Here is a 25,331-nt window from a genome sequence, read left to right on the forward strand (position 1 = left end):
GCCCTTTTCTTTTACATTTCGCTCAAATATTTTTTCCAGTCAAATACTGCTTCCACGGAAGCAATACCAACCTCAATCATAGAATCATCCGGTTCTCTTGTTGTAAGCCTCTGCAGCCATAATCCCGGTTTACTTAAGAAATTCACTACCGGATTATCACTTTTTCCGGCAAGCCGGATAAACTCATATGACACACCAGCAATCACCGGTATCAGCAGCAAACGAAGCACTACCTTTAAAACCCGGCTCTTTACATCAATAAATGCAAAGAAAATAATACTGATAATCATTACAAACAGGAGAAAACTTGTACCACACCGCTTATGCAGTCTGGAACTCTTTCTCACGTTTTCTACATTCAGTTCCATTCCATGTTCAATGCAGTTAATGCATTTGTGCTCTGCTCCATGATACATGAATACACGCTGGATATCCTTCATTAAGGAAATTGAAGCAATATATGCCAAAAAAATCATCATTCGGATGATACCTTCAATCAGCGCCAGTGCCACATGGGATGTAATAAATTTCTGAAAAATCAAAGAAAGATAATATGGCAGAATCATAAAGATTCCAATGGCAAGTACAAAGGAAAATGCAACAGTAATACCCATTTCTGCTTTTTCTTTTTTTGCTGCTGCCTCTTTTGATAATTCTTTCTTTTTTGCTTTGGTATCTTCCTCATCCTCTTCAAAGAAAGATGCGGAATATGTAAGCGTTGATATTCCAAGTGTCAAAGACTCCACAAAACTTAACACTCCGCGTAAAATTGGAATGTTCCGCAATGTCTTGTTTTTAATCAGTCCATAATACTCTTTGGTATCAACGGTAATCTCTCCATCCGGCTTCCGGACTGCCACGGCGTACTTTTCCTTATTTTTCATCATTACGCCTTCTAAAACTGCCTGTCCACCGATTCCCGAATATTTCATGTGTGACCTCTCTTCCTGTTTCTAAAAAAAGGTTGAGATTAGAAACCTCAACCTTATCTTTCAGTCACATTGTGCAATTTCTATTTCATGCCGTATTTCTTATTGAACTGCTCAATACGTCCACGAGCCTGGTTAGCTTTCTGCTGTCCAGTATAGAATGGATGGCATTTGGAACAAATTTCAACGTGAATATCCTCTTTGGTTGAACCAGTTACGAATGTGTTACCACAGTTACATGTAACTGTTGCCTGATAATAATCTGGATGGATTCCTTCTCTCATGTCTCTCACCTCTCATATATGAATTGCTTCGCAATTACGACATTTGTCTAATTTAAGTGCGATACTGTTTAGTTTCCGAATAAACAGCTTATTCATTGTAGCATAGGAAAAGCTGTTATGCAAGTGTTTTTAAACAAATTTTGTCTTTTTTACAGTCTGGATATATTCCCGGTTGTTTTTCGTCCGGACAAACATATTCAAGATGCTCTCAACCGCTTCATCGGTACGCATGCCATTAATTGCCTTACGCATAATAAATACGGCCTCCTGCTCTTCCTGTGTCAGTAAGAGGTCTTCTCTTCTTGTACCGGATTTTACAATGTCAATTGCAGGGAATACACGTTTCTCAGATAACTTACGGTCAAGCACCAGTTCCATGTTACCGGTTCCCTTAAATTCCTCGTAAACAACATCATCCATCTTACTTCCGGTATCTACCAGTGCTGTTGCAAGAATCGTAAGGCTTCCGCCCTCACGCATATTACGGGCTGCACCAAAGAAACGCTTCGGCATATGGAGGGCTGCCGGATCAAGACCACCGGATAAGGTTCTTCCACTTGGCGGAACTGTAAGGTTATATGCTCTTGCAAGTCTTGTAATACTGTCTAAGAGAATCATAACATCCTTCTTATGTTCTACCAGACGTTTTGCTCTCTCAATTACCATCTCGGATACTCTCTTATGATGCTCCGGCAATTCGTCAAAGGTAGAATAAATAACTTCTACATTCGGTCCTTCAATTGCTTCCTTAATATCGGTAACTTCCTCCGGCCGCTCATCAATTAATAAGATAATCAGATGCATCTCCGGGTTATTCTGCTTTACTGCCTGTGCCACACCTTTTAATAATGTAGTCTTACCTGCTTTTGGTGGGGAAACAATCATTCCACGCTGTCCCTTACCAATCGGAGATACTAAATCTACAATTCGCATTGCCATTGCACTATGGCTTGTCTCAAGCCGGATTCTCTCATCCGGGAAAATCGGAGTTAAATCTTCAAAATTCTTCCGCTTTACAGCCTCCGACGGATGCAGGTCATTAATGGAAGTAATGTATAATAATGCAGAGAATTTCTCAGCCTGTGTCTTAATTCTGGTATTTCCGGTCACAATATCTCCGGTTTTCAGATTGAACTTACGAATCTGGGACGGAGAAACATAGACATCATGCTCTCCCGGCAGATAATTTTCACAACGGATAAATCCGAATCCATCCGGCATAACTTCAAGAATTCCATGTGCCTTCACACCACTGTCTAAGTCCTTGTTTTCTTCTGCCACACGCTCCGTTTCATCTTTTTCCGAAATATGCTCATCCGGTGTATGTCTTACTGTGCTTCGACGCATCTCGCCCTCATGTCCCCTCGCTGCATTTTCCCGGTGCGGACGTTCTGCGCGATAGGTTCTGGTTTCTGCTACCTGCTCCGTAGTTTCTGTTGTACCTTCTGCTTCTTTCTTTGCTTCCTTTTCATCTTCCGCCAGCATAGCTTCTACTAATTCAGCTTTCTTTAAGGTAGAAATTCCTTTCATTCCCCTTGCTTTCGCCAGTTCACGCAACACTGCTGCAGAAAGACTTTCATACTTCTCTCTCATTCTATTCTCCTTACCTCTTGCTTATTTGATTATCTGCTAAATAATTGGGATTTCTTTTTGAAATAAAAATAATTGGAACGTAAGATTCGTCTTTTCGTATTATACAACAGTTTCTTTCAAATAGGAAGTCCTTTTTCTTGCTTTAAAAATTTTTTAATGATATGATACTAGACGGAAGTAATCAATGGCTAAGAAAAGGAGACGAACTATGGATACCAACGAAAAAGCAATTGAAATGCATAAAAAATGGAATGGAAAATTAGAAACCATCTCCAAGACACCGGTAAAGACCCGGGAAGATTTATCTATCGCATACACACCTGGTGTTGCGGCACCTTGCCGTATCATCGCAGAAAATAAAGAAGAAGCTTATACTTATACCATGAAAGCCAACACCGTTGCCGTTGTATCAGACGGAAGTGCTGTTCTTGGTCTTGGAAACATCGGACCGTACGCAGCCATGCCGGTTATGGAAGGAAAATGTGTACTGTTTAAAGAATTCGGAAATGTCAACGCTGTTCCAATCTGCCTTGACACACAGGATACCGAAGAAATTATAAAAACTGTTAAAAATATTGCTCCGGGATTCGGCGGCATCAACTTAGAGGATATTTCCGCTCCACGTTGTTTTGAAATTGAAGAGCGTTTAAAGGAAATGCTTGATATTCCAGTCTTCCATGACGACCAGCATGGTACTGCTATTGTTGTTCTTGCCGGAATCATCAACGCATTAAAAGTAACCGGAAAAGAAAAAGAAAACTGCCGCGTTGTTGTAAATGGTGCCGGTTCTGCCGGTGTTGCCATCACCAAACTGTTACTGACTTACGGCTTTAAAAATGTTATTATGTGTGACCGCATGGGAATCATCGGCAAAGATTATCCTGACTTAAACTGGATGCAGAAGAAAATGACCGAAGTTACCAACCTTTCCAATGAATCGGGTACCCTTGCCGATGCATTAAAGGGTGCTGATATCTTCGTTGGTGTTTCCGCACCGAATATCGTGACTCAGGAAATGGTTGCATCCATGAATAAAGATGCCATTCTTTTTGCCATGGCAAATCCTACTCCGGAAATCATGCCAGACCTTGCCAAAGCTGCAGGTGCTAAAGTGGTCGGAACCGGAAGAAGTGATTTCCCGAATCAGGTAAACAACGTCGTTGCTTTTCCGGGAATCTTCAAAGGTGCTTTAGAAGGACACGCTTCCCAGATTACAGAAGAAATGAAGCTTGCTGCTGCAAAAGCAATTGCAGGGTTAGTATCTGATGAAGAATTAAATGAAGACTTTATTATGCCGGAAGCATTTGACCCGCGTGTTGCCGAAGTGGTAAGCCAGGCAGTCAAATCACACATCCGCTAATGAAAAACGACACGATTTCACTGTGGGGGGAGAAGCGCTACCACTCTCTGGACTACTATTTAAAAAATACCTATCACGAAAAGGTATACCGGATTGCATTAAATGCCGGACTCAGTTGTCCCAACCGTGACGGACGCTTAGATACCAGAGGCTGTATTTTCTGCTCTGCCGGTGGTTCCGGAGATTTTGCCGCCTCTCCCACACTTTCTATCACAGAGCAGTTAGAAACTGAAAAAAGGATTCTGAGAGCAAAAAGAAACTGCAACAAATTCATTGCATATTTTCAGGCATTCACGAATACTTATGGTTCTGTGGAACACCTGCGGGATCTTTATATGCAGGCAGTAAATGACCCGGATGTGGTTATTATTTCCATTGCCACAAGACCTGACTGTCTGCAGCCTGAGATTCTTTCACTGCTTGCCGAAATCAATGAAAAGAAAACCGTCTGGGTGGAACTTGGTTTACAGACAATCCATGATGACACCAGAGTGTTTACACGAAGCGGCTTTACTTATGAGACTTTTCAAAAGAGTCTCTTCGCCCTTCACGCCCTCTCTATCAAGGTGATTGTTCATCTGATTTTAGGACTGCCCCACGAAACAAGAGAAATGATGTCTGCATCCGTTCAGGCAATTGCAAATCTCCCGGTCTGGGGAATCAAACTGCAGCTACTTCATGTATTATCCGGCACCGATTTAGCCGCTTATTACGAAAAGACGCATTTTCCGGTATTTTCCATGGATGAATACTGTGAAATGATTATTGACTGTCTGGAGCTTCTGCCGCCGGAAATGGTGATTCACCGGATTACCGGCGATGGTCCGAAGGATTTACTGATTGCGCCGATGTGGAGCACCGGAAAACGGACTGTTTTAAATCAGATTCACCGCCGCTTAAAAGACCGGAATACTTATCAGGGACGCTTAGCAACTAAGAGGTGATTTTATGGCTGAACCAGCTACTTTATATAAATTAATTATTCTGCATATGCTTGAACATATTGATTTTCCATTGTCCAATGCGCAGATTTCAGATTTCTTTTTAGACAGGGAATATACCGACTACTTTACGATTCAGCAGGTCATTCATGACCTGATGGATTCCGGGCTTGTCCGTACGGAAAATACCCACAACAGTACACGGTATATTATTACTCCTGCCGGAAAAGAAACACTGCATTTTTTCCATGACAAAATATCCCCTTCTATTGAAGAAGATATTGCTGCTTATTTTCAGGCAAATAAGCTTGCCATTAAAACAGAAAATGCATATCTATCCGATTATTACAAAACACCGGAACAGGAATACGGTGTGCGATGCCAGCTCCGGGAAAAAGGCCGTACCCGCCTTGATTTTACTTTAACTGTCCAGACAAAGGAACAGGCGGAAGCCATCTGCACCAACTGGCAGAATCAGGCAGATGATGTATTTGCCTGTCTGATGGATTTACTTTTAAAATAAACGTTATTCAAAAAGCGGAACAACGAGAAGATTTTTCTCTCTGTTCCGCTTTCTATAATTTCTTATATTTTCAGTTATTTTGTCCTTTTTATTTTATTCTTTTTTATTTTGCTCTTTTACTTCGCTTTCTTCTTTCTGCCATTCTTTGAAGGCTTCTGCTTCTTTACGCTGTAACCAAAGCTTCCAAGCTTCTTACCCAGCAGAAAATATTCTCCATGGGAATAAGTCACCAGCCCGCTCTGATTCAGTTCGAATTTACCTTTTTCATTCATATAGGAATCATCAACGGTAACGCCTACTACATCTGCCAGAAACATATCATGGCTTCCAAGATGTAATATCTGGCTTACCTTGCAGGCAATGTTTACCGGACTTTCTGCAATTCCCGGTGCCGATACCTGCGGAAGGTTCAGTGGTGTCAGATGCATGGCATCAAACTTGTCAACGTCACGGCCGGATTTTACGCCACAATAATCCGTGGCACAGACCAGATCCTTCGTCACAAGATTTACAACAAATTCGCCGGTTTCCGCGATTATTCCATGGGAATATCGTTCCGGACGGACAGATATGGAAAGCATTGGCGGATTCGTACATACCGTCCCTGCCCACGCTACCGTAATAATATTCGGTTTTTCTGTCGGTCTCTGGCAGCTTACCATCACTGCTGGAACCGGATATAACATATTACCCGGCTTCCATGTTTCTTTCGCCATTTCAATTCTCCTGTATAAGTTGTTATCTTATTTCTGTCTCTGATATGGGCATTTAAACCTGCTGTCATCCTGCCGTAAGCATTTACGCTTGCTGCAATCCTGCCATTAATGTCGGAATCATCTGTTTCTTACGGGATACTACTCCCTTTAAGTAAAAGCTGCCTGATTCATCCGGCTCTCCAAAGCACTCCTTTAAAAGGCTGCCTGCCTGTGCTCCGGCATAGATTACTTCCGAATTCTCATCCAGAATGTCCGTCAGCATCACAAATACGGCATCCAGTTTCTGCTCTCCCAATGCAATTTCCAGATATGGCTGCAGCTTCTTCTTCGCCATGCCAAGCTGCACGTCACTCATGGCACTAAGCTGTGCTACACCAAAATCAAATTCATCGGTATGGAAGGTTTTAAAATCCTGATAAAACAGTTCTTCTGTTGTCTTTTTCTTAAAATCACTGCCGGCTTCAAACATCTTCTTGGCCAGCTCTTCAATATCTACTTCTGCAATCTTCGCCAGTGCTTCTGCTGCTGCCCGGTCCATCTGTGTACAGGTCGGTGAACGGAACATCAAGGTATCTGAAATAATTGCTGCCAAAAGAATTCCGGCTGTCTTTTTATCAATGATTGCTCCCTTTTCCTGATACATCTGATAAATAATCGTTGAAGTACAGCCCAATGGCTGGTTCCGGAAAAATACCGGAGCAATCGTCTCAAGGCTGCCCAGTCGGTGATGGTCAATAATTTCTAAGATTTCTGCATCTTCGATTCCATCTACTGCCTGGGATTTTTCATTATGATCAACAAGGATCACCTGTTTTTTCTGTAAATTCAAAAGATTTCGTCTGGAAAACATACCGACATATTTTCCATTCTCATCCAGTACCGGAAAATCACGATGACGCACTTTAGACATAGTCTCTTTCACATCATCCACATAATCCTCTAATTCAAATGTAATCAGATGCTCCTTTTTCATAATATATTTAATCGGCATACTCTGATTAATCAAACGTGCCACGGTAAATGTGTCATATGGTGTGCTGATAAGCATACAGTCTTTCTCTTCTGCAAGCTGCACAATGGTCTTTGTAATCTTCGCTCCGGAACAGACAATTACACAGCTTGCATTCATTTCCAATGCACAGAACTGTGATTCATAACGGTCTCCTAAGATAACCATATCGTCATCTTCTATATACTGCTCCATCATATCCGGTGTGGTAGCCGCAACAACAACCTTACCTTTTATGAAGTAACCATGCTCATTTCCTGTTACAAGAGTTCCATTTAAAGTTTCAACAATATTCTTATACTGCGTCCGGGCAGTTGCAAGAATCCGGTTGTCCAATACATCCATATAGGATTTTGCAATATCACTGGTAACAACCATTCCCTGCAGATTGTTCTCATTGTCAGTAATCGGCAATGACACGACATCTAAATTCTTCATCAGCTCCCATGCCCGTTTAATGGAAATGTGACTGCTGACACCCTCCGTTCTTCGATATTCAATATCCTTAATCTGTGCACCGACATCTGTTACCAGTTCCGGTTCCGGTACATCAAAAAATTTTAGGACATACTTCGTCTCTTCGTTCATATGTCCTGCTCTTTTCGGTATAAAAATACCGTCCTCTGTTTGATTTTTTAAATCTGCATAGGCAATCGCCGCACAAATAGAATCTGTGTCCGGATTCTTATGTCCAATTACCCATGTCTTTCTCTTTCCCTGTGTCATATAATTCCTCGTTTTAACTACTGCTTAAAAATTAAATACTCCAAGAGAATAAAGAATAAATGCCACCAATACTACAAAATTGATAACAGAAAACCAGGTTAAGCATTTTGCATAACCTTTTACGGTATTCAAGCTCTTCTCTAAAGTATCATTTTCCTCTAACTTAACGGTAAGCTCTTTGATTAAGTCCTGCATATTGCGGTAGCACTTTACATCTTCGGTATGTATTTTCTCAGCCAGTTCCAGTTTCATGCTGTCTAACTGCTGGGAAATTTCCTGTAAAGATGCCTGCATCTGTGCAGTCTGTTCTGCGGTTCTTCCGGTGGAATCACTTACGTCTGCTGCAATCTTTTCAGACAGTGCATTCAATTTTTCTTCTACACGGTTAATCATTTCTTCCATCTGACCGTGTACTCCGGTAAGAAGAACATCTGCTTCTGATTTACGTGCATTTAAAACATGCTGCAGTTCTTTTGCTTTTTCTTCTCTTTCATCTACGATATTCTGTAATTCCTGCACTTTGTCTTCTTTTGTAACAAGCAAAGCCTGAAGCTGTTTTGCTTTCTCACGGAATTCATCAATCTGCTTTAATAAGAAATCTTCCTTATCCATTCCTTTATCCACCTTACTGTTTGTCCTCTCTGACCTGTTATGCTGTTCGTTTTCTTTTAACGAAGGGGCTGCCTTTCTGGTCTCCGTATTTCTTATCTGTACCTTCTGTTGTGTCACCGGCTCTTTTCTGCTCCGGTCCGGCGTCCCATAACTCTTCGCATTTTTACGGTAAAACATCGTTTTCAGCACATCAAAAAAGCTTTTCACTACCGTCTTCCTCCTGCGGAATCTCTTCCATTCCTATTACTGCTAGACACATTCTAGCATTTACCCTGTGATTTGTCCAGCAAATGCTCAACCATTGCTTTCTCCTTTGCTGTCAAATCTGCATCTGCCAGCAAATCCGGTCTTCGTTCCATGGTTCTTTTAATGGATTGTTCTCTCCTCCATGCTTCTACTTTTGCATGGTCTCCGGAAAGCAAAATAGCTGGAACTTTCTTTCCCATCCAGTCTTCCGGTCTGCTATACTGCGGATATTCCAATAAATTTCCTTCAAAGGATTCTGTGGTTCCGGATTCATCATTTGCCAGTACGCCAGGCACCATACGGGATATCGCATCCACCATGACCATTGCCGGAAGTTCTCCTCCTGTCAGCACATAATCTCCAATCGACACATAATCCGTCACAATTTCTTCTAACACACGTTCATCGATGCCCTCATAATGCCCACAAAGCAGTACCAGGTCTTCTTCCTTCGCATAATCCTTTGCCATTTCCTGCTGAAACGTATTGCCCTGAGGTGTAAGATATACTGTTCTTGGCTTTCTTCCAATCTTCTGTGCCACTGCCTGCCACGCATCATAAATCGGCTGTGCCTGCATTACCATCCCGGCTCCGCCACCATACGGATAATCATCTACTTTTTTATGACGGTCTAATGTATAATCCCGGATGTTAATTGTTTCTATATTTAAAAGTCCTTTGCCAACTGCTCTTCCGATGATACTGGTATTCAGTCCCCGTTCTACCATATCCGGAAATAATGTTAATATATGAAAATTCATTTTGCTACCTACTTCTTATTAATATCACGAAGCCCATTTAAAAGGTGTACCGTAATGGTGCCTTCCTCTATATTGACATTTTTTACACAATCCTTAATTGCCGGAAGTAAAATATCATCTTCCCCATCTTTATGTAATACATAAATGTCATTTGCACCGGTCTGAAGTACATCCTTTACTTCACCTAAATCTTCTCCGTCATCTCCGGCTGCCTTTAAGCCAATCAAATCAGCAACGAAATACTCATTCGGAGCCAGCTTTACAGCATTTTCCCTTGTTACATATAGCCCTCTGCTCTTATACTTCTCTACATCATTTATATTATCAAATTCTTTGAATTTTAATATTACCAGATTTTTAAAGAAGCGCGCCTGTGTAACCTGAAGCTCCATCGGTTCTTTTCCAGTATCCAAAAATACCTGCTTCAGCTTTTTAAAACGCATGACATCATCTGTTGTCGGATATACCTTCACTTCGCCACGCACACCATGTGTATTGGTAAGTACACCTACCTGCAGCATTTCTTCCTTCCAGTCTTCCTGCACTTTCTTCATATTTTATCCTCTCTTATACTTCCCGTTCTTCAGGCAAGCCTGAATTTAATTATACAAAAGAAGCATAACTGCCGCAAGTAAAAAAGGTAAGATTCTTAAGAATTCTTAGGAATCTTACCTTCTAACGGTCTCTTACTTTTTTATAATCAAAATTGCTCTTATAAATTAAAGTTTTCTACATTTCGCACTTTTGCAGTATCCGTTGCAGTAATCTGCCGGATTCCGCTCTGTTCAATGTTCTCTCCCACAAAGAACTGATACTGCTGCAATACCTGATCTTTGTGCATATCGGATAATGCCTTCTCAACATCCAGGCTATGTATATCACTTTCAGAACCTTTCATCTCGTAGGTACGATCCGGCTGGTACTGTGCTGCATAATCTGCTGCCCCAAAATCCTGTTCTCTTCGTACCGGAGTCTCTAAGGTATCCTTCTGCTGCTGTTCAGATGCACCGGCATCTGCTGCCGTCTTAACAACCGGTGTATCTTCTACTGCATTCCGGATATTCTGTATGCTGTTGTAATCGTAAAATCCCGCATTGGGACGAATTCCTGAAATATTCATAACGATCACGTTCCTCACATCATAATTATCTGCTACTAATTTTATCGGATAAATTCAACCAAAATTAACCCTTTTCTCCAAAAAGATTTTCTTTTATTTATCCAGCATTTTCTTTAACTCATTCATAAAGGTATTTACATCCTTAAATTCACGATATACAGATGCAAAACGAACATACGCCACTGCATCTAAATCTTTAATCTTATCCATCAGAATCTCACCAATTACAGTACTTGGGATTTCCTTTTCTTCCCGATTAAAAATCTCTGTCTCCACTTCATCAACCAGTCTGGTTATCTGCTCCACCGATACCGGTCTCTTATGGCAGGCACGAAGTACACCTGCTTCAATCTTGGAACGGTCATACTGCTCTCTGCAGTTATCCTTTTTTATTACAATCAATGGAATTGTCTCAACTTTTTCATAAGTTGTGAAACGTTTTCCACAATCGTCACATAATCTTCTCCGACGAATGGAGTTATTGTCATCTGCCGGTCTCGAATCAATTACTCTGGTATTTTCACTGCTGCAAAATGGGCACTTCATCTTTTTTCTCCTATTCTAAAAACTACGCAAAACACGCTTTGTGAATTTTGCGTAAATAATACCGTTTTTCCATCACCAAACGTTCATAAAGAACTGCTGATATCAGCTTTTACAAATATTGGTCGTACTATTTTTAGTATAACTTTCTCGTATTCTTATGTCAACTAACTTTTCACATCTTCTACACAGACATCTACCAGAATAATATCCGGTCCAATCCGCACAACACGTTTCCATGGAATAATATATTCGCATGCCGGACAAAAAATACAGAAAAATTTTCCCGGCGCAGCTACAACCAGTGCACAGATTCTTCCATTGCACTCATCCAGTTCCAAATCCACCACATTTCCCAGGCAGCAACAGTCTGCAATATTAATCACCTGCTTTTCACACAATTCACAATAGCGTATCATGTGCCTGCCCCACTGTGCCTTTTCTTCTATTTATACTATGCCGGATTTTTCAAAAGGTTCCTTATACGTTGAAACGGAATAAAATAATATCGCCATCCTGAACAACGTAATCTTTTCCTTCCAGTCTTACCAGTCCCTTTTCTTTTGCTGCTGTCATGCTTCCACACTCAATCAGATGGTCATAGGATACCACCTCTGCACGTATAAATCCACGCTCGAAGTCGGTATGAATCTTTCCTGCCGCCTGCGGTGCCTTGGTTCCTTTGGTAATAGTCCATGCTCTTGTCTCATCTTCTCCTGATGTAAGGTAGCTGATAAGTCCTAACAATTTATAGCTTGCTGCAATCAGTTTCTCAAGACCGGATTCTTTTAATCCAAGGTCCTCTAAGAACATTGCTTTTTCATCATCATCTAATTCTGCAATTTCCTGTTCAATCTGTGCGCAGATAACAAATACTTCACTGTTTTCTGCGGCTGCCTGTTCTCTTACTCTTGCAACATGTGGATTGTCTGCACCATCATCTGCAAGGTCATCCTCACTTACATTTGCTGCATAGATAACCGGTTTTGCAGTTAATAAATTATAAGATGCAAACCATGCCTGCTCGTCCTCATCATCACTCAACGGATAAGTCTTTGCCATCTTTCCTTCTTCCAGATGTGCCTTTAAGGATTTCAAAAGTGCCTCTTCTTTTGCAAGTGTCTTGTCCATTCTTGCCTGCTTGGTAACTTTTGCAATTCTTCTTTCCAAGATTTCAATATCAGAAAAGATAAGTTCTAAATTAATGGTCTCAATATCACGAACCGGGTCAATGCTTCCGTCTACATGGACTACGTTGGTATCTTCAAAACAACGTACAACATGAACGATGGCATCTACTTCACGAATATTGGCAAGGAACTGGTTTCCAAGTCCCTCTCCTTTGCTGGCTCCTTTTACAAGTCCTGCAATATCTACAAATTCAATGACTGCCGGTGTTACTTTCTTGGAATGATACATCTCGCCTAACACCTTCAGACGGTTATCCGGTACAGTTACGATTCCCACATTCGGGTCAATGGTACAAAACGGATAATTGGCTGATTCTGCGCCTGCTTTGGTCAGTGAATTAAATAATGTACTTTTTCCTACGTTTGGTAAACCTACGATTCCTAATTTCATGATTTATATTTCTCCTTTGAAAAGTATTGTTTTTGCTGTATTAAAAACTTTCATACAATAACATATAGTGTACCACACGAAAGAAAAAATGTACATTTCTAATTTCTTATACCAGTTTGCCACCAGGCAGCATGATTAAAAACAGCACCTGTCATATTTCAATGGATGTTTCCATAACTAGAGCAATCATAACAGCATCTTTACACCGACAATAATTAAAATTATAACTGACACTATAATCAGGATTTTTCTCTCTGTCCAAAAATTGTCTGTTTTTCTAGTACTTTCAAATATCACATTTTCTCTTCTATTTACGGGCATATTAGAATTTATCTGTTGTTGCAATAATTGATGTTTCACGGATAGCGGATCTTTTGCATCCATAATCTGTTGGTAAAACCATCTAAGCCACACTATATCTGCATCATCATATTCCACATTTCCTTCATGAACCAACTGATTTCTTTTCCATCTAAGTTCCTTGAGTTTTTTATATGTACTTGTCCATAGATGAATTTTCGCCTGAATCACCCTGTTTGTTTGTTCCATATCCTCGATATACCTTGATATACCATGATTTGTTGCATAAATCTCATTGCATAATTTTTCCAAATGAATATACTCATCTAAAAATTGATTATCCACTTCGTCTCTCTCCTATTCCCTGATTGCCTGCACCACTTTCTGCCATTCTTCCATGGTCTTTGAATAAAATACTTCTATCTTCTGCATATCTCTTTCTTTTCCTGCACATTCCAACTGATAGAAATAATCCCCCAGCTGTTTTGCACCGATTCCCCAGGCCTCTCCCTTTAATCCATGGGATATGGTAACAAAGGATTTCCATAATTCCGCAGTTTCTGTGGTATCTTCTGTTCCAGGATCAGATGCAGTTTCCGTTTTCTGAAGGGATTCTGCTGTTTCATTGAGAAGCTGCAGTTTCTTTTCTTTTTCGTCTGCAAAGATGCCTAACAATGTCCTATAGAACTGTTCGTCTCCATCTGCATAAGACAGTCCTTCCTCTACTGAAATGCCGCATTTTTCCAGCTGGTGAAATAAAATATCCGTCTGAAGAGAAGCTGTCTTTTCTTCTCCGCTTAAGTAAAGATTCTGTTCCGGGATACTGTCTTTTAAATATTTTTGTAAGATGCTTTCTAAAGTTTTGGATTTTACCGGCTTGGTAATATACTCTGCAAATCCTTCGTTTTTATACAGTTCTTTTGCACCAGCTGTTGCATTAGCGGTAAATGCCACTGCCTGAGTATAATGATTTCGTCCTTTCTCATCTGCACGGATGAGGTGCAGCGTCTCTATACCATCCGGCTTTGGCATCATATGGTCTAAAAGAAGTAAATCATATGTTTTCTCTTCACATTTTTGAACGGCAGTATTTCCATCCATCACGGTTTCCATTTTAACCTTTGTCTTATGTAAAAGATGTTCTAATACCATCAGATTCTGCTCATTATCATCTACCGCAAGAATGGTAAAGCTGCTGTAATCCGCATTCATACTTTTCGCACTCTGTTTTGTAAAATGATGTTTTTCCGATACTTCTACCCACGGAATCCGAACCGTAAAGGTACTTCCCTTTGTCACTTCACTAATCAGGCTGATGCTTCCACCCATAGCCTCTGCCAGTTGTCTTGCAATATCCAGTCCTAGCCCAATTCCGTCTTTTCTGCTGTTTCTGGCATTATTGCCCCGTTCAAAGCTTTCAAAAATTTTATCCTGCTCTTCTTTTCCTATTCCGATTCCACTGTCAGTCACAGTTATCTTTAAAAAGGTATCTCCATTTTCTGCCGCCTTTTCTACACCCAGCTCCACAAAGCCTTCATCTGTGTATTTCACCGCATTTTCCAGAAGATTAATGATAATCTGACGGATATGTGCCTTGTCTCCATAGAAATGTTTTCCTGGTTTTAATAATGGTTCCTCCATCCGCAGCCGGAAGCTTAAAGATTTCTTCTCTGCCTGTGGTCTCATCTGGGCTGCTGCGTCATTGATAACCTCTTCTAAAGCAAATGCATCCTTCTTTATCTGAAGCGTACCACTTTCTAACCGTGAAGCATCTAACACTTCTTCTATCAGTGCAATCATACTGTCACCGGCAGATGCAATTTCTCTGGTATATCCGCGGATTTTCTCTTCTGATGTTTCTTCGGAAATCACTTCATTCATACCAAGTATCGTATGCATCGGAGTCCGCAGCTCATGGCTCACTTTCATTAAAAATCTGGTCTTCGCTTCATCCGCACTACGGAGTCTCTGCATCATTTCCAAGTTTTCTGTCTGGTCGATAAACCAGAGCATGCAGCCATCTTTCTCACCATTTTCCACAATATCTTCCATACGAAGTTCATAGATGCGGTCATTTTTATGCAACAGCCTTTCCCGGTTTGTCAGTGCCTGCAGGATTTCTTTTTGCCTGCTTGCAGCACTTCCTACCTTTATTTCCGGGAAAAGTTCCTTCATACGCTGATTGACGGAGATAATTTTATTTTCTGCATCCAGGATAATCAAGCCTTCTTTTCCATGATTAAATGCATTATCCACCGCAGCCTGCAGAGAACCAAAATATCCATAACGAATCATTGCCATCATCATGCAGAACATCATAATTGTCATGGCAATGACTACCGGATTATAACTGCCAAATACACCCAGGCCCTTTAAGATTAATTCCAGTGCAAAAGTTCCCACACCTGCTATCATATAAATAATCCGCTTTTTATGAATTGGTGAACTCTCCCCGTAACGCATGATACACAAAATAAGTACCGCAAGTATTACCGTTCCCAGATGTATATAATGTAGTTTCCAGATGATTCCGGGTATAACTTCAATCCGGTGATATATGCCATCTTTCAATATCCGCATTGTTTTATAAAAATATGGATGATATTCTGCCGTAAATACTCCTGTCAAAACAATTGTATTAATTACTGCCTGAATAAAATAAACGAACTTTGGAATTTTTAATCTGCCAAATTCGGATGCAAACCATAAAAATGCCATCAGAAAGCCTGCCTGTCCCACATACTGGATACACAGCCCGGCAAGTGCCTCACCAACGGTATCCGAATGCACCAGTTCCAGATGAACTCCCACCACAAACAGCATGGTAAAAATATCATAAATAATAAATGCAAGCTGTGCTTTGGAAAGCTTTTTATGAAGGCAGACTGCCAACATAAAAAGCATCAGGATAAGCGCTATAATATTTACCGACACAAGAAAATAGAACATACTTCTTTTCCTTTCGTAAAAGTCTTTTTGATCCTTTTACCATATTATAGCGGAATGCCTGATGCTTTTCCACTGATTTTATTTTGCAAACAAAGGAGTAGATAAATAGCGGTCTCCGGAATCCGGAAGAAGCACCACAATGTTCTTTCCTTTATTTTCTTTTCTTTTTGCCAGTTCAACAGCTGCCTTTAATGCAGCTCCTGCACTGATTCCCACAAGAATTCCCTCGCTGCGGGCAAATGCTCGTCCTTCTTCAAAGGCATCATCATTTTTGATTGGAATAATCTCGTCATAAACAGAAGTATCCAGTGTGTCCGGAATAAATCCGGCACCGATTCCCTGAATTTTATGTGGTCCGACTTTTCCCTGGGAAAGTACCGGGCTGGTTGCAGGTTCTACTGCAACAATGTGTACGGACTTCTTCTGTTTTTTCAGATATTTTCCAACTCCGGTTATGGTTCCACCAGTTCCGACTCCTGCCACAAAAATATCAACGCTGCCTTCTGTCTGTTCCCAGATCTCCGGTCCTGTGGTTTCTTCATGGGCTTTTGGATTTGCCGGATTTTCAAACTGTCCTAAAATAATTGAACCCGGAATCTCTTTATGAAGTTCTTCTGCTTTTTCGATTGCACCCTTCATGCCCTTATATCCGGAGGTCAGCACAATCTGCGCTCCATACGCCTGCAGAAGATTCCGACGCTCTACCGTCATGGTTTCCGGCAATGTTAAAATTGCATGATACCCTTTTGCAGCCGCCACAGAAGCAAGTCCGATTCCCGTATTACCGGAAGTTGGCTCGATAATCGTAGCTCCCGGCTTTAATCTGCCCTTTCTCTCTGCATCTTCAATCATGGCAAGTGCCACTCGGTCTTTTACCGAACCTGCCGGATTAAAATATTCCAGCTTGGCAATGATTGCCGCATCCTCTACACCTGCCTCTTTCATATAATTATGAAGATAGAGCATCGGCGTCTTTCCAATCAGTTCCGAAGCACTGTCCACTATTCCTTTCACACACGTTTCCTTCTTTCTATTCCATTCCTTTGATATATCCGGTTGCAGACTGAATTGCCACTGCACCATCTGCAACTGCTGTGACTACCTGACGCAGGCTTTTCGTCCGCACATCTCCTGCCACGAACAGTCCCGCAAGACTGCTGCTGCAGTCTTCTCCTGCAATCACATAGCCTTTCTCATCGAGAACGTCAAGGTTCTTTAATAATTCCGTATTTGGAATCATTCCAACCGCTTCAAAAACACCATCTACAGCTATTGTCCCACCGTTATCTAAAATAATACCATTTACTTTATCTTCCCCGGTGATTTCCTGTACTCTTGTATTGGTAAGTATCGTTACATTGGAAAGCTCTTCTAATTTCTTTTTTGTCTTCTCTGCTCCACGGAATTCTGCTCTCCGGTGAATGAGATATACCTGTTCGCAGATATCGGATAAATACAATGCATCATCCAATGCGGTATCTCCACCACCGATGACTGCGGCTTTCTTTCCCTTATAAAAGGCACCGTCACAGACTGCACAAAAAGAAACTCCTTTTGCCAGCAGCTTTTCTTCTCCCGGCACCCCTAATCTGCGGTTCTGACAGCCTGCTGCATAGACTACGGTTTTCGTTTCTATGTTCTTTCCATCTTCACAGGAAATGACAAAGCTTTGCTCTTTTTTTGTAATGGCTGTAACCTCTGCTTCTTCGATGGTTACTCCAAGTTCTTCGGCATGCTCTAAGAATGCCTCTCCCAGAGAATAACCGTCTTTGCCCGGCAGTCCCGGATAATTATCTACCTGGCTGCTGTATGCAATCTGTCCGGTTCCAAGATATTCCTTTTCCAGTACAACCGCATCGAGGTTTGCCCGCTTAGCATAGATTGCCGCACTTAAACCTGCCGGTCCACTTCCAATGATAACTACATCTAACATATTACCAGATCTTCCTTCGTTGATTCGTCGCCTTCAATATGAAATGAATTGAGTACCGGCTGTTCCGGTTCCATCAGAGAAAGAATCATATAGCTTGCTTTACTGTCATATGCAAGACGCTTATCTTCTTCGGATGGTCTTGAAGGAGATTCCGGATGGGAGTGCCAGTTGCCTAAAGGCATGAGACCATTGGCACGCATATCCTTTACGGCTGCTAACTGCTCTTTCGGATCCAGTGTAAAATGCTCATTGGAATGGTCGATATTGGTCAACAGATATACCTTTTCTACCACCTTATCCTCTCCATCTTTGGTTCCTGCAATCAGTCCGCAAGCCTCTTCTGGTACACAGCTTTTGGCATGTGCCAGTATTTTTTCATAATCTGCTTTTTTTAATGAAATCATGCTATCCTCTTTCTATGTTTCATGGGTTATGTATCTGATAACATTTATTTACTGATACATTTATTTATCTGTACATTCTGCCTGTTCATAATCAATCAGCTCTGTTATGGTCGGATGTTCTCCACAAACGGCACATCCCTTGCCATTCCAAGGAAGCTTAATCTTGTGGAATTCCTGCTTAATTGCATCATAGGTCAATAACTGACCGGTCAGCAGATCTCCTACTCCAAGGATGTATTTGATTGCTTCCATTGCCTGAAGGCTTCCGATGACACCACCCATTGCGCCGATAACACCAGCCTGCTTACAGGTCGGTACGGCATCCTTTGGTGGTGGATTCTTAAATACACAACGGTAACATGGTCCCTCTCCCGGAACATAGGTCATTAACTGACCTTTGAAACGGATGATTCCTGCATGGGAAAATGGTTTCTTTGCCATAACACAGGCATCGTTAATTAAGAATTTTGCCGGGAAGTTATCGGTTCCGTCAATGATAAAATCATAATCTGCAATGATGTCCATGATATTTTCACTGGTAATGAATTCACGATATGTACGGACTTCTACATCCGGGTTCATTGCATTAATAGTCTCTTTTGCAGACTGCACTTTTGCTTTGCCTACATCTGCTGTCTGGTGAATAATCTGTCTCTGAAGGTTACTTAAATCTACTTCATCTGCATCTGCAATTCCGATGGTACCTACACCTGCTGCTCCAAGATACATTGCTGCCGGTGCTCCAAGTCCGCCTGCTCCGATGATTAAAACTTTTGCATTTAAAAGTTTTTTCTGACCCTTAGCGCCAACTTCTTTTAAAATGATATGTCTGGAATAACGTTCAATCTGCTCATCCGTTAATGCCATAGCTTCCACCTCCCATGAAGTAAAGGAATTCTACATTATCACCATCCTTAAGAACGGTTGTTGCCTTTGCTTCTGTTTCTATAAATTCATCGTTAATGGATACGGTTACATATTCCGGTGTCTCTACATTTTCCTGCTCAATTAATTCCGGAAGTGTTAATCCGTCTTTTACTTCTTTCTTTTCGCCTGCTACTGTAATCTGCATAATTTCCTTCCTCTCACTTTTCTTTATTTTTATTTGTCAAGGGACTGGGTAATCCACTCCTCAAGTACCGCTTTTTTCTCTGCACCACTCTTACGGGCAATTTCTTCGCCATCCTTGAAGAGTACAATGGTTGGTACAGACATTACACTGTATTTTTCTGCCAGTTCTGAATCAAAGTTGGTATTTACTTTATAGACATTTAATTTTTCTGTCTGTTCGTCTGCGATAGCACCAATGACCGGTGACATTTTCTTGCACGGAACACAACTGTCTGAGTAAAAATCAATCAGCACCGGAAGGCTGCTCTTCAATACTTTTTCTTCAAAAGTGTCTTTTGTTACGCGTTCTGCCATTTCTTTCTCCCTTCCAGATGTTTAGTCCTCAACCTTCTTTACAATAAGGTTATAGGTTCCATCTTCGTTATTAACCAGTTTTAAAATCTGATGTCCTTCTTCTTTGATACTGCGTGGTACATTCTGTACCGGCTCGCCGTCATTCATACGGATTGCAATGACTTCGCCATCCTCTAACTCATCAATTGCAACCTTTGCCTTTACAAAAGTAAGCGGGCACACTTTATCGGTAATATCTACTGTGTCATCAATTCTGATTCCTTCGATTTCCATCTTATATCTCCTCGTATAATAATTTTTATTTTGAATTTCCATTCCGATTTTTTCTTTTTCTGCTTCCAGCAACTTTATTTTTCTTCAAATGCATTGCGGATTACTTTGCGGAATTCATCTTCTCCTACACGCTGTAAAAGTAAACGGAAACGCTCACCCGGATTTGCATGCTCTTCAAAGAATCCAATGGCTGCATCAGTCACACGGAATAATGTCTCTTCATCGGTAATCAGCGGAAGTAACTGTTCTCCTTTATAAATATGATTTCCAAATAATCCACCAAAGGATACGATATATCCGCTCTTTCCTTCCCATGCATCTGTCGGGCAGGATTTTACACAACGGCCACAGTTGGTACATTTATCATAATCAATGGTAACTTCTGTTCCGGTACATTTGATAGCATCTTCACGGCATGCCTTTTCGCAGACACCACAATTGATACATTTATCTGCTATCCAGCTTACTTCCATACCACCTTTTACACCGATATCATTTTCTTCTGCCTTAAGACAGTTGTTCTGACATCCGGTAACACCAAATTTAAATTTGTGTGGAAGCTCTCTTCCGAAGTAATGCTCATCTAATTTCTTTGCCAGGCTATAGGTATCGATACATCCGCTCGGGCAGATTTCAGAGCCCTGACATGCGGTAACGGTACGGACTCTCGGTCCACATACACCAGGTTTTACACCGCCGTCTGCTAACTTTGCACGAACCTCTTCTATATCTTCAAAGTTAATAAATGGAATCTCAATGCCCTGTCTGGAAGTCATATGAACATAACCTTTTCCATATTTTTCTGCCACATCTGCTACTGCTTTAATATTTTCTGCTGTCAGGTTTCCTCCAACTACCTGAATTCTTAAAGAAAAGAATCCTTTCTGTTTCTGGCGCATAAATCCGCCTTTTTTCAATGCCGCATAATCAATTTTTGCCATTGTCTGCTTCCTCCATTTACTCTTTGCTTTTCTCTGGTCTGCTCTGATCCATTGCCTGTCTGAAGTCTTCGATTAAATCTTCGACATCTTCAATTCCGACACTGATGCGGATCAAGTCATCAAATACTCCGGCGTCTCTTTTTTCTTCCGGGGTACTGTGTACATTTAATGTAGATTCCGGATGAATCACTAATGTTTTCGTATCTCCGATATTGGAAATAATCAGCGGAAGCTTTAATGCATTGATAATATCAAATGCCCGTTTCTTGCTTCCGGTCCGTATGGTTAGAATCCCACCAAAACGATCCTTAAACTGTTTCTTTGCAATTTCATGCCATGGACTGCTTTCCAATCCCGGATAATTGACTGTGACATCCGGATATTCTCTTACAAAAAACCTTGCCAGTTCTGCTGCATTGTCACAGATACGCTCCATCCGGATTCCCAGTGTCTCTAACCCGATGCAGTTATAAAATGCATTCTGCGGAGATAAACAGGCTCCTGTGTTGCGGAACAGTCCATTCCGAAGCTTGGCAGTATAGGCAAATGGTCCAAACTTCTTAAAGTCTGCCATGCCCGGATATTTTTCCACATCCCACTTAAATCTGCCGCTGTCCGTAATAATTCCGCTGATGGAATTGCTGTGACCATTGATGTATTTAGAGGAAGAATTCATTACAATATCCGCTCCTAGGGAAAGCGGCTTCACTAAAAATGCAGTAGCAACCGTATTATCTATAATGAGCGGTACCTGATGCTCATGTGCCAGATTTGCAAGTGCCGTAATATCTGTCACATCAAGTCTTGGATTACCAATGGTCTCTGCAAAGTAAAGACGGGTATGTTCATTGGTCTTTGCTTCAAATGCAGCCAGGTCATTGTTTTCCACATAATGTGTTGTGATACCAAATGCCTCTAAGTCACGGAATAAATCAATGCTGCCGCCATAGAGACTGGCACTGGATACGATTTCATCGCCGGAACGAAGGATATTACAAAATGCATTGTAGAGTGCTGCCATTCCTGATGCACAAGCAACGCTTGCTACGCCACCCTCTAACGCCGTTACTCTTTTTTCAAATGCATCTACCGTAGGATTACTGATTCTCGTATAGGAATATCCCGGTGCCTGATTATGAAAAATCTTTTCTAACTTCTCTGCCGACTCATGCGCGAATGCACTGGATTGATAAATCGGAGTTGTTGTTGCACCTGTATTCGGTTCTCCCTGAAAATCTCCATGTAATAATGCGGTATTAAACTTCATCTTACGCTCCAATTCCTGCACGTCTTATTGTGCACTAAATACTTTGAACTGCCTTAGGAATTCTATTTACGATTATTCCTATTGGTTTTGTATGAATTATATTTTACTATATTTTTCTAATTTGTCAATACTAATTTATCAGAGCATTGTTATTTCTCTCCGAATATGTTATTTTATTCACGCAAGCGACCGCCGCAGGCGCGAGAATGTGCCAAGGCTCATTCTTTGTTCCAACAATACTTTTCAGGAAACACAATACATATTTCTGGAATAACGGAAAGGATTTCCTATGTACACGAGAAAAAAAATTATTTTATCTTTTGCCGGAATGTTTTTCCTGCTGCTTCTTATGATGTTGGCAAGTCTTTTTTTCGGCAGCGTTTTATTAAATCCGAAAGAGATTTTATCCTGCCTGATTCAAAATGACCGGACTTCTGTCACAGGTCTCTTACTTTTTCATATCAGAATTCCACGGATGTTTGGCGCCATTGCTGCCGGCATGGGTTTATCCTGCGCCGGAGTTATCTTACAGACTGTTATGAATAATTCCCTTGCCAGCCCGAATACCATTGGTGTCAATTCCGGAGCCGGATTTGCCGTTATGATTGGACTTGCCCTCTTCCATGGCCGTGCAACTCACAATGCCATTTTTGCTTTTGCAGGTGCCTTCCTTACGACACTTCTTATTTTTGCTCTGGCATATATGGCAGACAGCAAACGTACTACCATCATTCTTGCCGGCATTACCGTTTCTTCTTTTTTAAGTGCCGGAATTAATACGGTAAAATTATTAAGTGATGATATCACTTTAAACCTCACTACCTTTATGATTGGTTCTCTTTCTGATGTCACCACAAAAACGCTTTTTGCTCCCGGCATTGCCATTGTCATTGCGGTTATCATCTCCTGCTTTTTCGGAAGCCACATGAATGTTCTGAGCTTAGGCGAAGATGTTGCCCGCTCCCTTGGCATTCCGGTATCGCTGCTCCGTTTTCTGCTGTTGATGCTTTCCAGTATACTGGCAGGCTGTGTGGTAAGCTATGCAGGACTTTTAAGCTTCGTCGGGCTGATTGTTCCTCATATTGCAAGACGGCTCTTTGGCAATGATCTGCGGCTTTTAGTTCCCCTTTGTGCTCTCTTAGGTGCAAGTTTCGTCCTCTTCTGTGATACTCTTGGTCGTGTTATTGCCGCACCATATGAACTTCCTGCCGGCATTATTCTTTCTTTTGTTGGCGGACCGTTTTTCTTATATCTTTTATTAGGAAAGAAAGGAGGCCGCAGAGTCCATGCTTAAATTTAATTCCGTTTCCATTGGCTACCACAAGGTGCCTCTGATTAAAAATCTGTCCGTTGAAATTCCTACCGGCAGCATCACAACCATCGTAGGACCAAATGGCTGTGGCAAAACAACGCTGATTTCCGTATTAAATAAATCCAGCCAGCTTTTTAACGGCTCTATCACATTAGATGGCGAAGATATTTATCATATGAATGGACACCTTCGTGCCAGGAAAATTGCATTTCTTCCACAGATTCGTGAAGTGATTCCTGCTCTTCCGGTTCATACCTTAGTGGAGCATGGACGCTTTCCATATCTTGGTTTTTCCAGACGGCTTACAGAAGAAGACCGCAAACTGGTAGAGGATGCTATGGAATTTACCCATGTTACGGATTACCGCAACGCTGCAACTGACACTCTTTCCGGTGGAATAAGACAGCGTGTCTTCTTTGCCATGACTTTAGCCCAGAACTGCGATACGATTATTTTGGATGAACCGACTACCTTCTTAGACTTGGAAAGCCAGAATAATTTCTACCGGATGCTTCCAATCTTAAAGGCACAGGGAAAAACAATTCTTCTGGTGCTGCACGACCTTGCCAAAGCACTTACTATTTCAGACAAACTTATCGTCATGGAATCCGGTGCCATCTGCTTTCAGGGCACTCCGGATGAATGCGTACAAAAAAACGTCTTAAATAAAGTATTTCACACTTCACTTAAGACGTTCTCTGATGCAGAAGGAACTTACTACTTCTTTGAGTAAGTTCCTTACTTTTCCAATGTTTCATTCATACTTCCCATCCGGTAACCGCAAAGGTCTAAGGTTACATAGGTAAATCCATATTCCCGGAAAGTTTTTGCAATTCTCTCCCGGTTCTCCTTTTCCATCAGCTTCGAAAATTCTTCCGGCTCAATCTCAATTCTTGCCATCATACCATGAATTCTTACCCTCACCTGATGAAATCCCATATCCAGCAACAATTGTTCCGCTTTATCTACCATTGCAAGTTTCTCTTCGGATATGGTCTCTCCATAGACAAACCGGGATGACAGACAGGCAAAGGACTGCTTTTCCCAGGTTGGAAGATTCAATGCCTTCGAAAGAACACGGATATCCTGCTTGGTAAAACCACAGTCTCTGAGCGGACTTTTTATGCCTAATTCCGCTACTGCTTTTAATCCCGGACGGTAGTCTCCATTATCATCAAGATTAGAGCCTTCCGCCACATATGCAATATTCTGTTCTTCTGCAATCTTTAATATCTTTTCAAATAATTCATGCTTGCAAAGATAACAGCGGTTCTTAGGATTCTGTGCAAATCCTTCGATTTCAAGTTCTTCCGATTCTGTAATAAAATGTCTTATATTTTCTTTCCGGCAAAATGCTTCTGCTTCTCCTAACTCTCTCTTTGGAAATGAACAGGAGGACGCAGTTACTGCAATTGCCCGCTCTCCTAATACATCATGCGCCACTTTCAAAAGATAGGTGGAATCCACACCACTTGAAAATGCAACTGCCACGCTGCCTAATTTTTCAAAATATTGTTTTAATGCCTCCTGCTTTTTTAACTGTTCCGGAGTTGGTGCTGTTATTTTATCCATTTCTTATGCCT

At 41.3% G+C, this 25,331-nt stretch carries 29 protein-coding genes; 5 read left to right on the plus strand and 24 right to left on the minus strand.

The annotated features are described in order from the left end of the window. Positions 1-11: 11 nt before the first annotated feature. The 3 genes from DWX65_RS02195 to rho form a co-directional block, all read right to left on the minus strand. Positions 12-932 (minus strand): DUF1385 domain-containing protein, encoded by a 921-nt coding sequence (locus tag DWX65_RS02195; RefSeq protein WP_118172690.1) that lies wholly within the window; start codon positions 930-932, stop codon positions 12-14. Positions 933-1,012: 80 nt separating this feature from the next. Further along, positions 1,013-1,213: a 50S ribosomal protein L31 gene (gene rpmE, locus DWX65_RS02200; RefSeq protein WP_022243129.1), complete on the minus strand. Its 201-nt coding sequence runs from the start codon at positions 1,211-1,213 to the stop codon at positions 1,013-1,015. A 129-nt stretch (positions 1,214-1,342) separates the two neighbouring features. After that, complete coding sequence (gene rho / locus DWX65_RS02205) at positions 1,343-2,806, minus strand: transcription termination factor Rho (protein ID WP_118172691.1); 1,464 nt, start codon at positions 2,804-2,806, stop codon at positions 1,343-1,345. 208 nt (positions 2,807-3,014) lie between these two features. Between rho and DWX65_RS02210 the strand changes: the two genes are divergently transcribed. Genes DWX65_RS02210 through DWX65_RS02220 form a run of 3 tightly spaced genes read left to right on the plus strand, consistent with a single transcriptional unit; the run spans position 3,015 to position 5,630 of the window. Further along, on the plus strand, positions 3,015-4,166 hold the full coding sequence (locus DWX65_RS02210; protein WP_022243131.1) for an NAD(P)-dependent malic enzyme: 1,152 nt from the start codon (positions 3,015-3,017) through the stop codon (positions 4,164-4,166). Further along, positions 4,166-5,110: a TIGR01212 family radical SAM protein gene (locus DWX65_RS02215; RefSeq protein WP_118172692.1), complete on the plus strand. Its 945-nt coding sequence runs from the start codon at positions 4,166-4,168 to the stop codon at positions 5,108-5,110. Before DWX65_RS02210 ends, DWX65_RS02215 begins: the two co-directional genes overlap by 1 nt. Before the next feature lie 4 nt (positions 5,111-5,114). Next, complete coding sequence (locus DWX65_RS02220) at positions 5,115-5,630, plus strand: DUF4364 family protein (protein WP_022243133.1); 516 nt, start codon at positions 5,115-5,117, stop codon at positions 5,628-5,630. A 116-nt stretch (positions 5,631-5,746) separates the two neighbouring features. On the opposite strand, the gene DWX65_RS02225 is transcribed toward DWX65_RS02220, so the two are convergent. The 20 genes from DWX65_RS02225 to DWX65_RS02320 all read right to left on the minus strand — a co-directional run bounded on the left by DWX65_RS02225 (position 5,747) and on the right by DWX65_RS02320 (position 22,436). Then, entirely contained in the window at positions 5,747-6,346 is a 600-nt protein-coding gene (locus DWX65_RS02225; protein WP_117699012.1) for a flavin reductase family protein, read from the minus strand. Between the two features lie 82 nt (positions 6,347-6,428). Then, the gene (locus DWX65_RS02230; RefSeq protein ID WP_117840900.1) at positions 6,429-8,081 is read right to left on the minus strand and encodes a putative manganese-dependent inorganic diphosphatase; all 1,653 of its coding nucleotides are present in this window, start codon (positions 8,079-8,081) and stop codon (positions 6,429-6,431) included. A 24-nt stretch (positions 8,082-8,105) separates the two neighbouring features. Then, on the minus strand, positions 8,106-8,900 hold the full coding sequence (locus DWX65_RS02235; protein ID WP_022243136.1) for a hypothetical protein: 795 nt from the start codon (positions 8,898-8,900) through the stop codon (positions 8,106-8,108). A 53-nt stretch (positions 8,901-8,953) separates the two neighbouring features. Further along, positions 8,954-9,700 (minus strand): tRNA (guanosine(37)-N1)-methyltransferase TrmD, encoded by a 747-nt coding sequence (gene trmD / locus DWX65_RS02240; RefSeq protein WP_118056818.1) that lies wholly within the window; start codon positions 9,698-9,700, stop codon positions 8,954-8,956. Between the two features lie 8 nt (positions 9,701-9,708). Next, positions 9,709-10,254 (minus strand): ribosome maturation factor RimM, encoded by a 546-nt coding sequence (gene rimM, locus DWX65_RS02245; RefSeq protein WP_118172693.1) that lies wholly within the window; start codon positions 10,252-10,254, stop codon positions 9,709-9,711. Positions 10,255-10,412: 158 nt separating this feature from the next. Continuing rightward, a complete protein-coding gene (locus DWX65_RS02250; protein ID WP_117840898.1) occupies positions 10,413-10,820 on the minus strand; it encodes a hypothetical protein in 408 nt (135 codons plus the stop codon). A 93-nt stretch (positions 10,821-10,913) separates the two neighbouring features. Next, positions 10,914-11,366, minus strand: coding sequence for a transcriptional regulator NrdR (gene nrdR, locus DWX65_RS02255; protein WP_022243140.1), 453 nt, complete (start codon positions 11,364-11,366; stop codon positions 10,914-10,916). 164 nt (positions 11,367-11,530) lie between these two features. Then, positions 11,531-11,782, minus strand: coding sequence for a YlmC/YmxH family sporulation protein (locus DWX65_RS02260; protein WP_022243141.1), 252 nt, complete (start codon positions 11,780-11,782; stop codon positions 11,531-11,533). 61 nt (positions 11,783-11,843) lie between these two features. Continuing rightward, positions 11,844-12,944, minus strand: coding sequence for a redox-regulated ATPase YchF (gene ychF / locus DWX65_RS02265; protein ID WP_117840897.1), 1,101 nt, complete (start codon positions 12,942-12,944; stop codon positions 11,844-11,846). 186 nt (positions 12,945-13,130) lie between these two features. Next, positions 13,131-13,589: a DUF6548 family protein gene (locus DWX65_RS02270; RefSeq protein WP_118172694.1), complete on the minus strand. Its 459-nt coding sequence runs from the start codon at positions 13,587-13,589 to the stop codon at positions 13,131-13,133. Between the two features lie 12 nt (positions 13,590-13,601). Then, positions 13,602-16,178 carry an ATP-binding protein gene (locus DWX65_RS02275; protein WP_199535018.1) on the minus strand — a complete coding sequence of 859 codons (2,577 nt, stop codon included), beginning with the start codon at positions 16,176-16,178 and terminating at the stop codon, positions 13,602-13,604. 93 nt (positions 16,179-16,271) lie between these two features. Then, positions 16,272-17,207 (minus strand): cysteine synthase A, encoded by a 936-nt coding sequence (gene cysK / locus DWX65_RS02280; RefSeq protein WP_278336293.1) that lies wholly within the window; start codon positions 17,205-17,207, stop codon positions 16,272-16,274. Between the two features lie 16 nt (positions 17,208-17,223). After that, positions 17,224-18,126 carry an NAD(P)/FAD-dependent oxidoreductase gene (locus tag DWX65_RS02285; protein ID WP_118172697.1) on the minus strand — a complete coding sequence of 301 codons (903 nt, stop codon included), beginning with the start codon at positions 18,124-18,126 and terminating at the stop codon, positions 17,224-17,226. After that, on the minus strand, positions 18,120-18,530 hold the full coding sequence (locus DWX65_RS02290; RefSeq protein WP_118056821.1) for a M67 family metallopeptidase: 411 nt from the start codon (positions 18,528-18,530) through the stop codon (positions 18,120-18,122). Before DWX65_RS02290 ends, DWX65_RS02285 begins: the two co-directional genes overlap by 7 nt. Positions 18,531-18,590: 60 nt before the next feature. After that, positions 18,591-19,397, minus strand: a complete 807-nt coding sequence (locus DWX65_RS02295; RefSeq protein ID WP_117699072.1) for a HesA/MoeB/ThiF family protein — start codon at positions 19,395-19,397, stop codon at positions 18,591-18,593. Then, positions 19,381-19,602 carry a sulfur carrier protein ThiS gene (gene thiS / locus DWX65_RS02300; protein ID WP_022243148.1) on the minus strand — a complete coding sequence of 74 codons (222 nt, stop codon included), beginning with the start codon at positions 19,600-19,602 and terminating at the stop codon, positions 19,381-19,383. The genes DWX65_RS02295 and thiS overlap by 17 nt, the downstream gene beginning before the upstream one ends. Positions 19,603-19,631: 29 nt before the next feature. Continuing rightward, positions 19,632-19,955, minus strand: a complete 324-nt coding sequence (gene trxA, locus DWX65_RS02305) for a thioredoxin (RefSeq protein WP_022243149.1) — start codon at positions 19,953-19,955, stop codon at positions 19,632-19,634. 21 nt (positions 19,956-19,976) lie between these two features. Then, complete coding sequence (locus DWX65_RS02310; RefSeq protein WP_022243150.1) at positions 19,977-20,228, minus strand: sulfurtransferase TusA family protein; 252 nt, start codon at positions 20,226-20,228, stop codon at positions 19,977-19,979. A gap of 74 nt (positions 20,229-20,302) precedes the next feature. Further along, entirely contained in the window at positions 20,303-21,169 is an 867-nt protein-coding gene (locus DWX65_RS02315) for a 4Fe-4S binding protein (RefSeq protein WP_118172698.1), read from the minus strand. A 16-nt stretch (positions 21,170-21,185) separates the two neighbouring features. After that, on the minus strand, positions 21,186-22,436 hold the full coding sequence (locus DWX65_RS02320) for an O-acetylhomoserine aminocarboxypropyltransferase/cysteine synthase family protein (protein WP_118172699.1): 1,251 nt from the start codon (positions 22,434-22,436) through the stop codon (positions 21,186-21,188). A 289-nt stretch (positions 22,437-22,725) separates the two neighbouring features. Here DWX65_RS02320 and DWX65_RS02325 point away from each other — a divergent pair, with 289 nt between their 5' ends. Both DWX65_RS02325 and DWX65_RS02330 read left to right on the plus strand, forming a co-directional pair. After that, positions 22,726-23,730: a FecCD family ABC transporter permease gene (locus DWX65_RS02325; protein WP_199535019.1), complete on the plus strand. Its 1,005-nt coding sequence runs from the start codon at positions 22,726-22,728 to the stop codon at positions 23,728-23,730. Further along, positions 23,723-24,481 (plus strand): ABC transporter ATP-binding protein, encoded by a 759-nt coding sequence (locus DWX65_RS02330; RefSeq protein ID WP_118172700.1) that lies wholly within the window; start codon positions 23,723-23,725, stop codon positions 24,479-24,481. The genes DWX65_RS02325 and DWX65_RS02330 overlap by 8 nt, the downstream gene beginning before the upstream one ends. Before the next feature lie 5 nt (positions 24,482-24,486). Here DWX65_RS02330 and larE read toward each other — a convergent pair whose 3' ends face one another. After that, positions 24,487-25,320 carry an ATP-dependent sacrificial sulfur transferase LarE gene (larE, locus tag DWX65_RS02335; RefSeq protein ID WP_118172701.1) on the minus strand — a complete coding sequence of 278 codons (834 nt, stop codon included), beginning with the start codon at positions 25,318-25,320 and terminating at the stop codon, positions 24,487-24,489. Positions 25,321-25,331: the final 11 nt, after the last annotated feature.

The organism is Roseburia sp. AF20-18LB, assembly GCF_003461185.1.
In the GTDB taxonomy this organism is placed as follows: domain Bacteria; phylum Bacillota; class Clostridia; order Lachnospirales; family Lachnospiraceae; genus Roseburia_C; species Roseburia_C amylophila.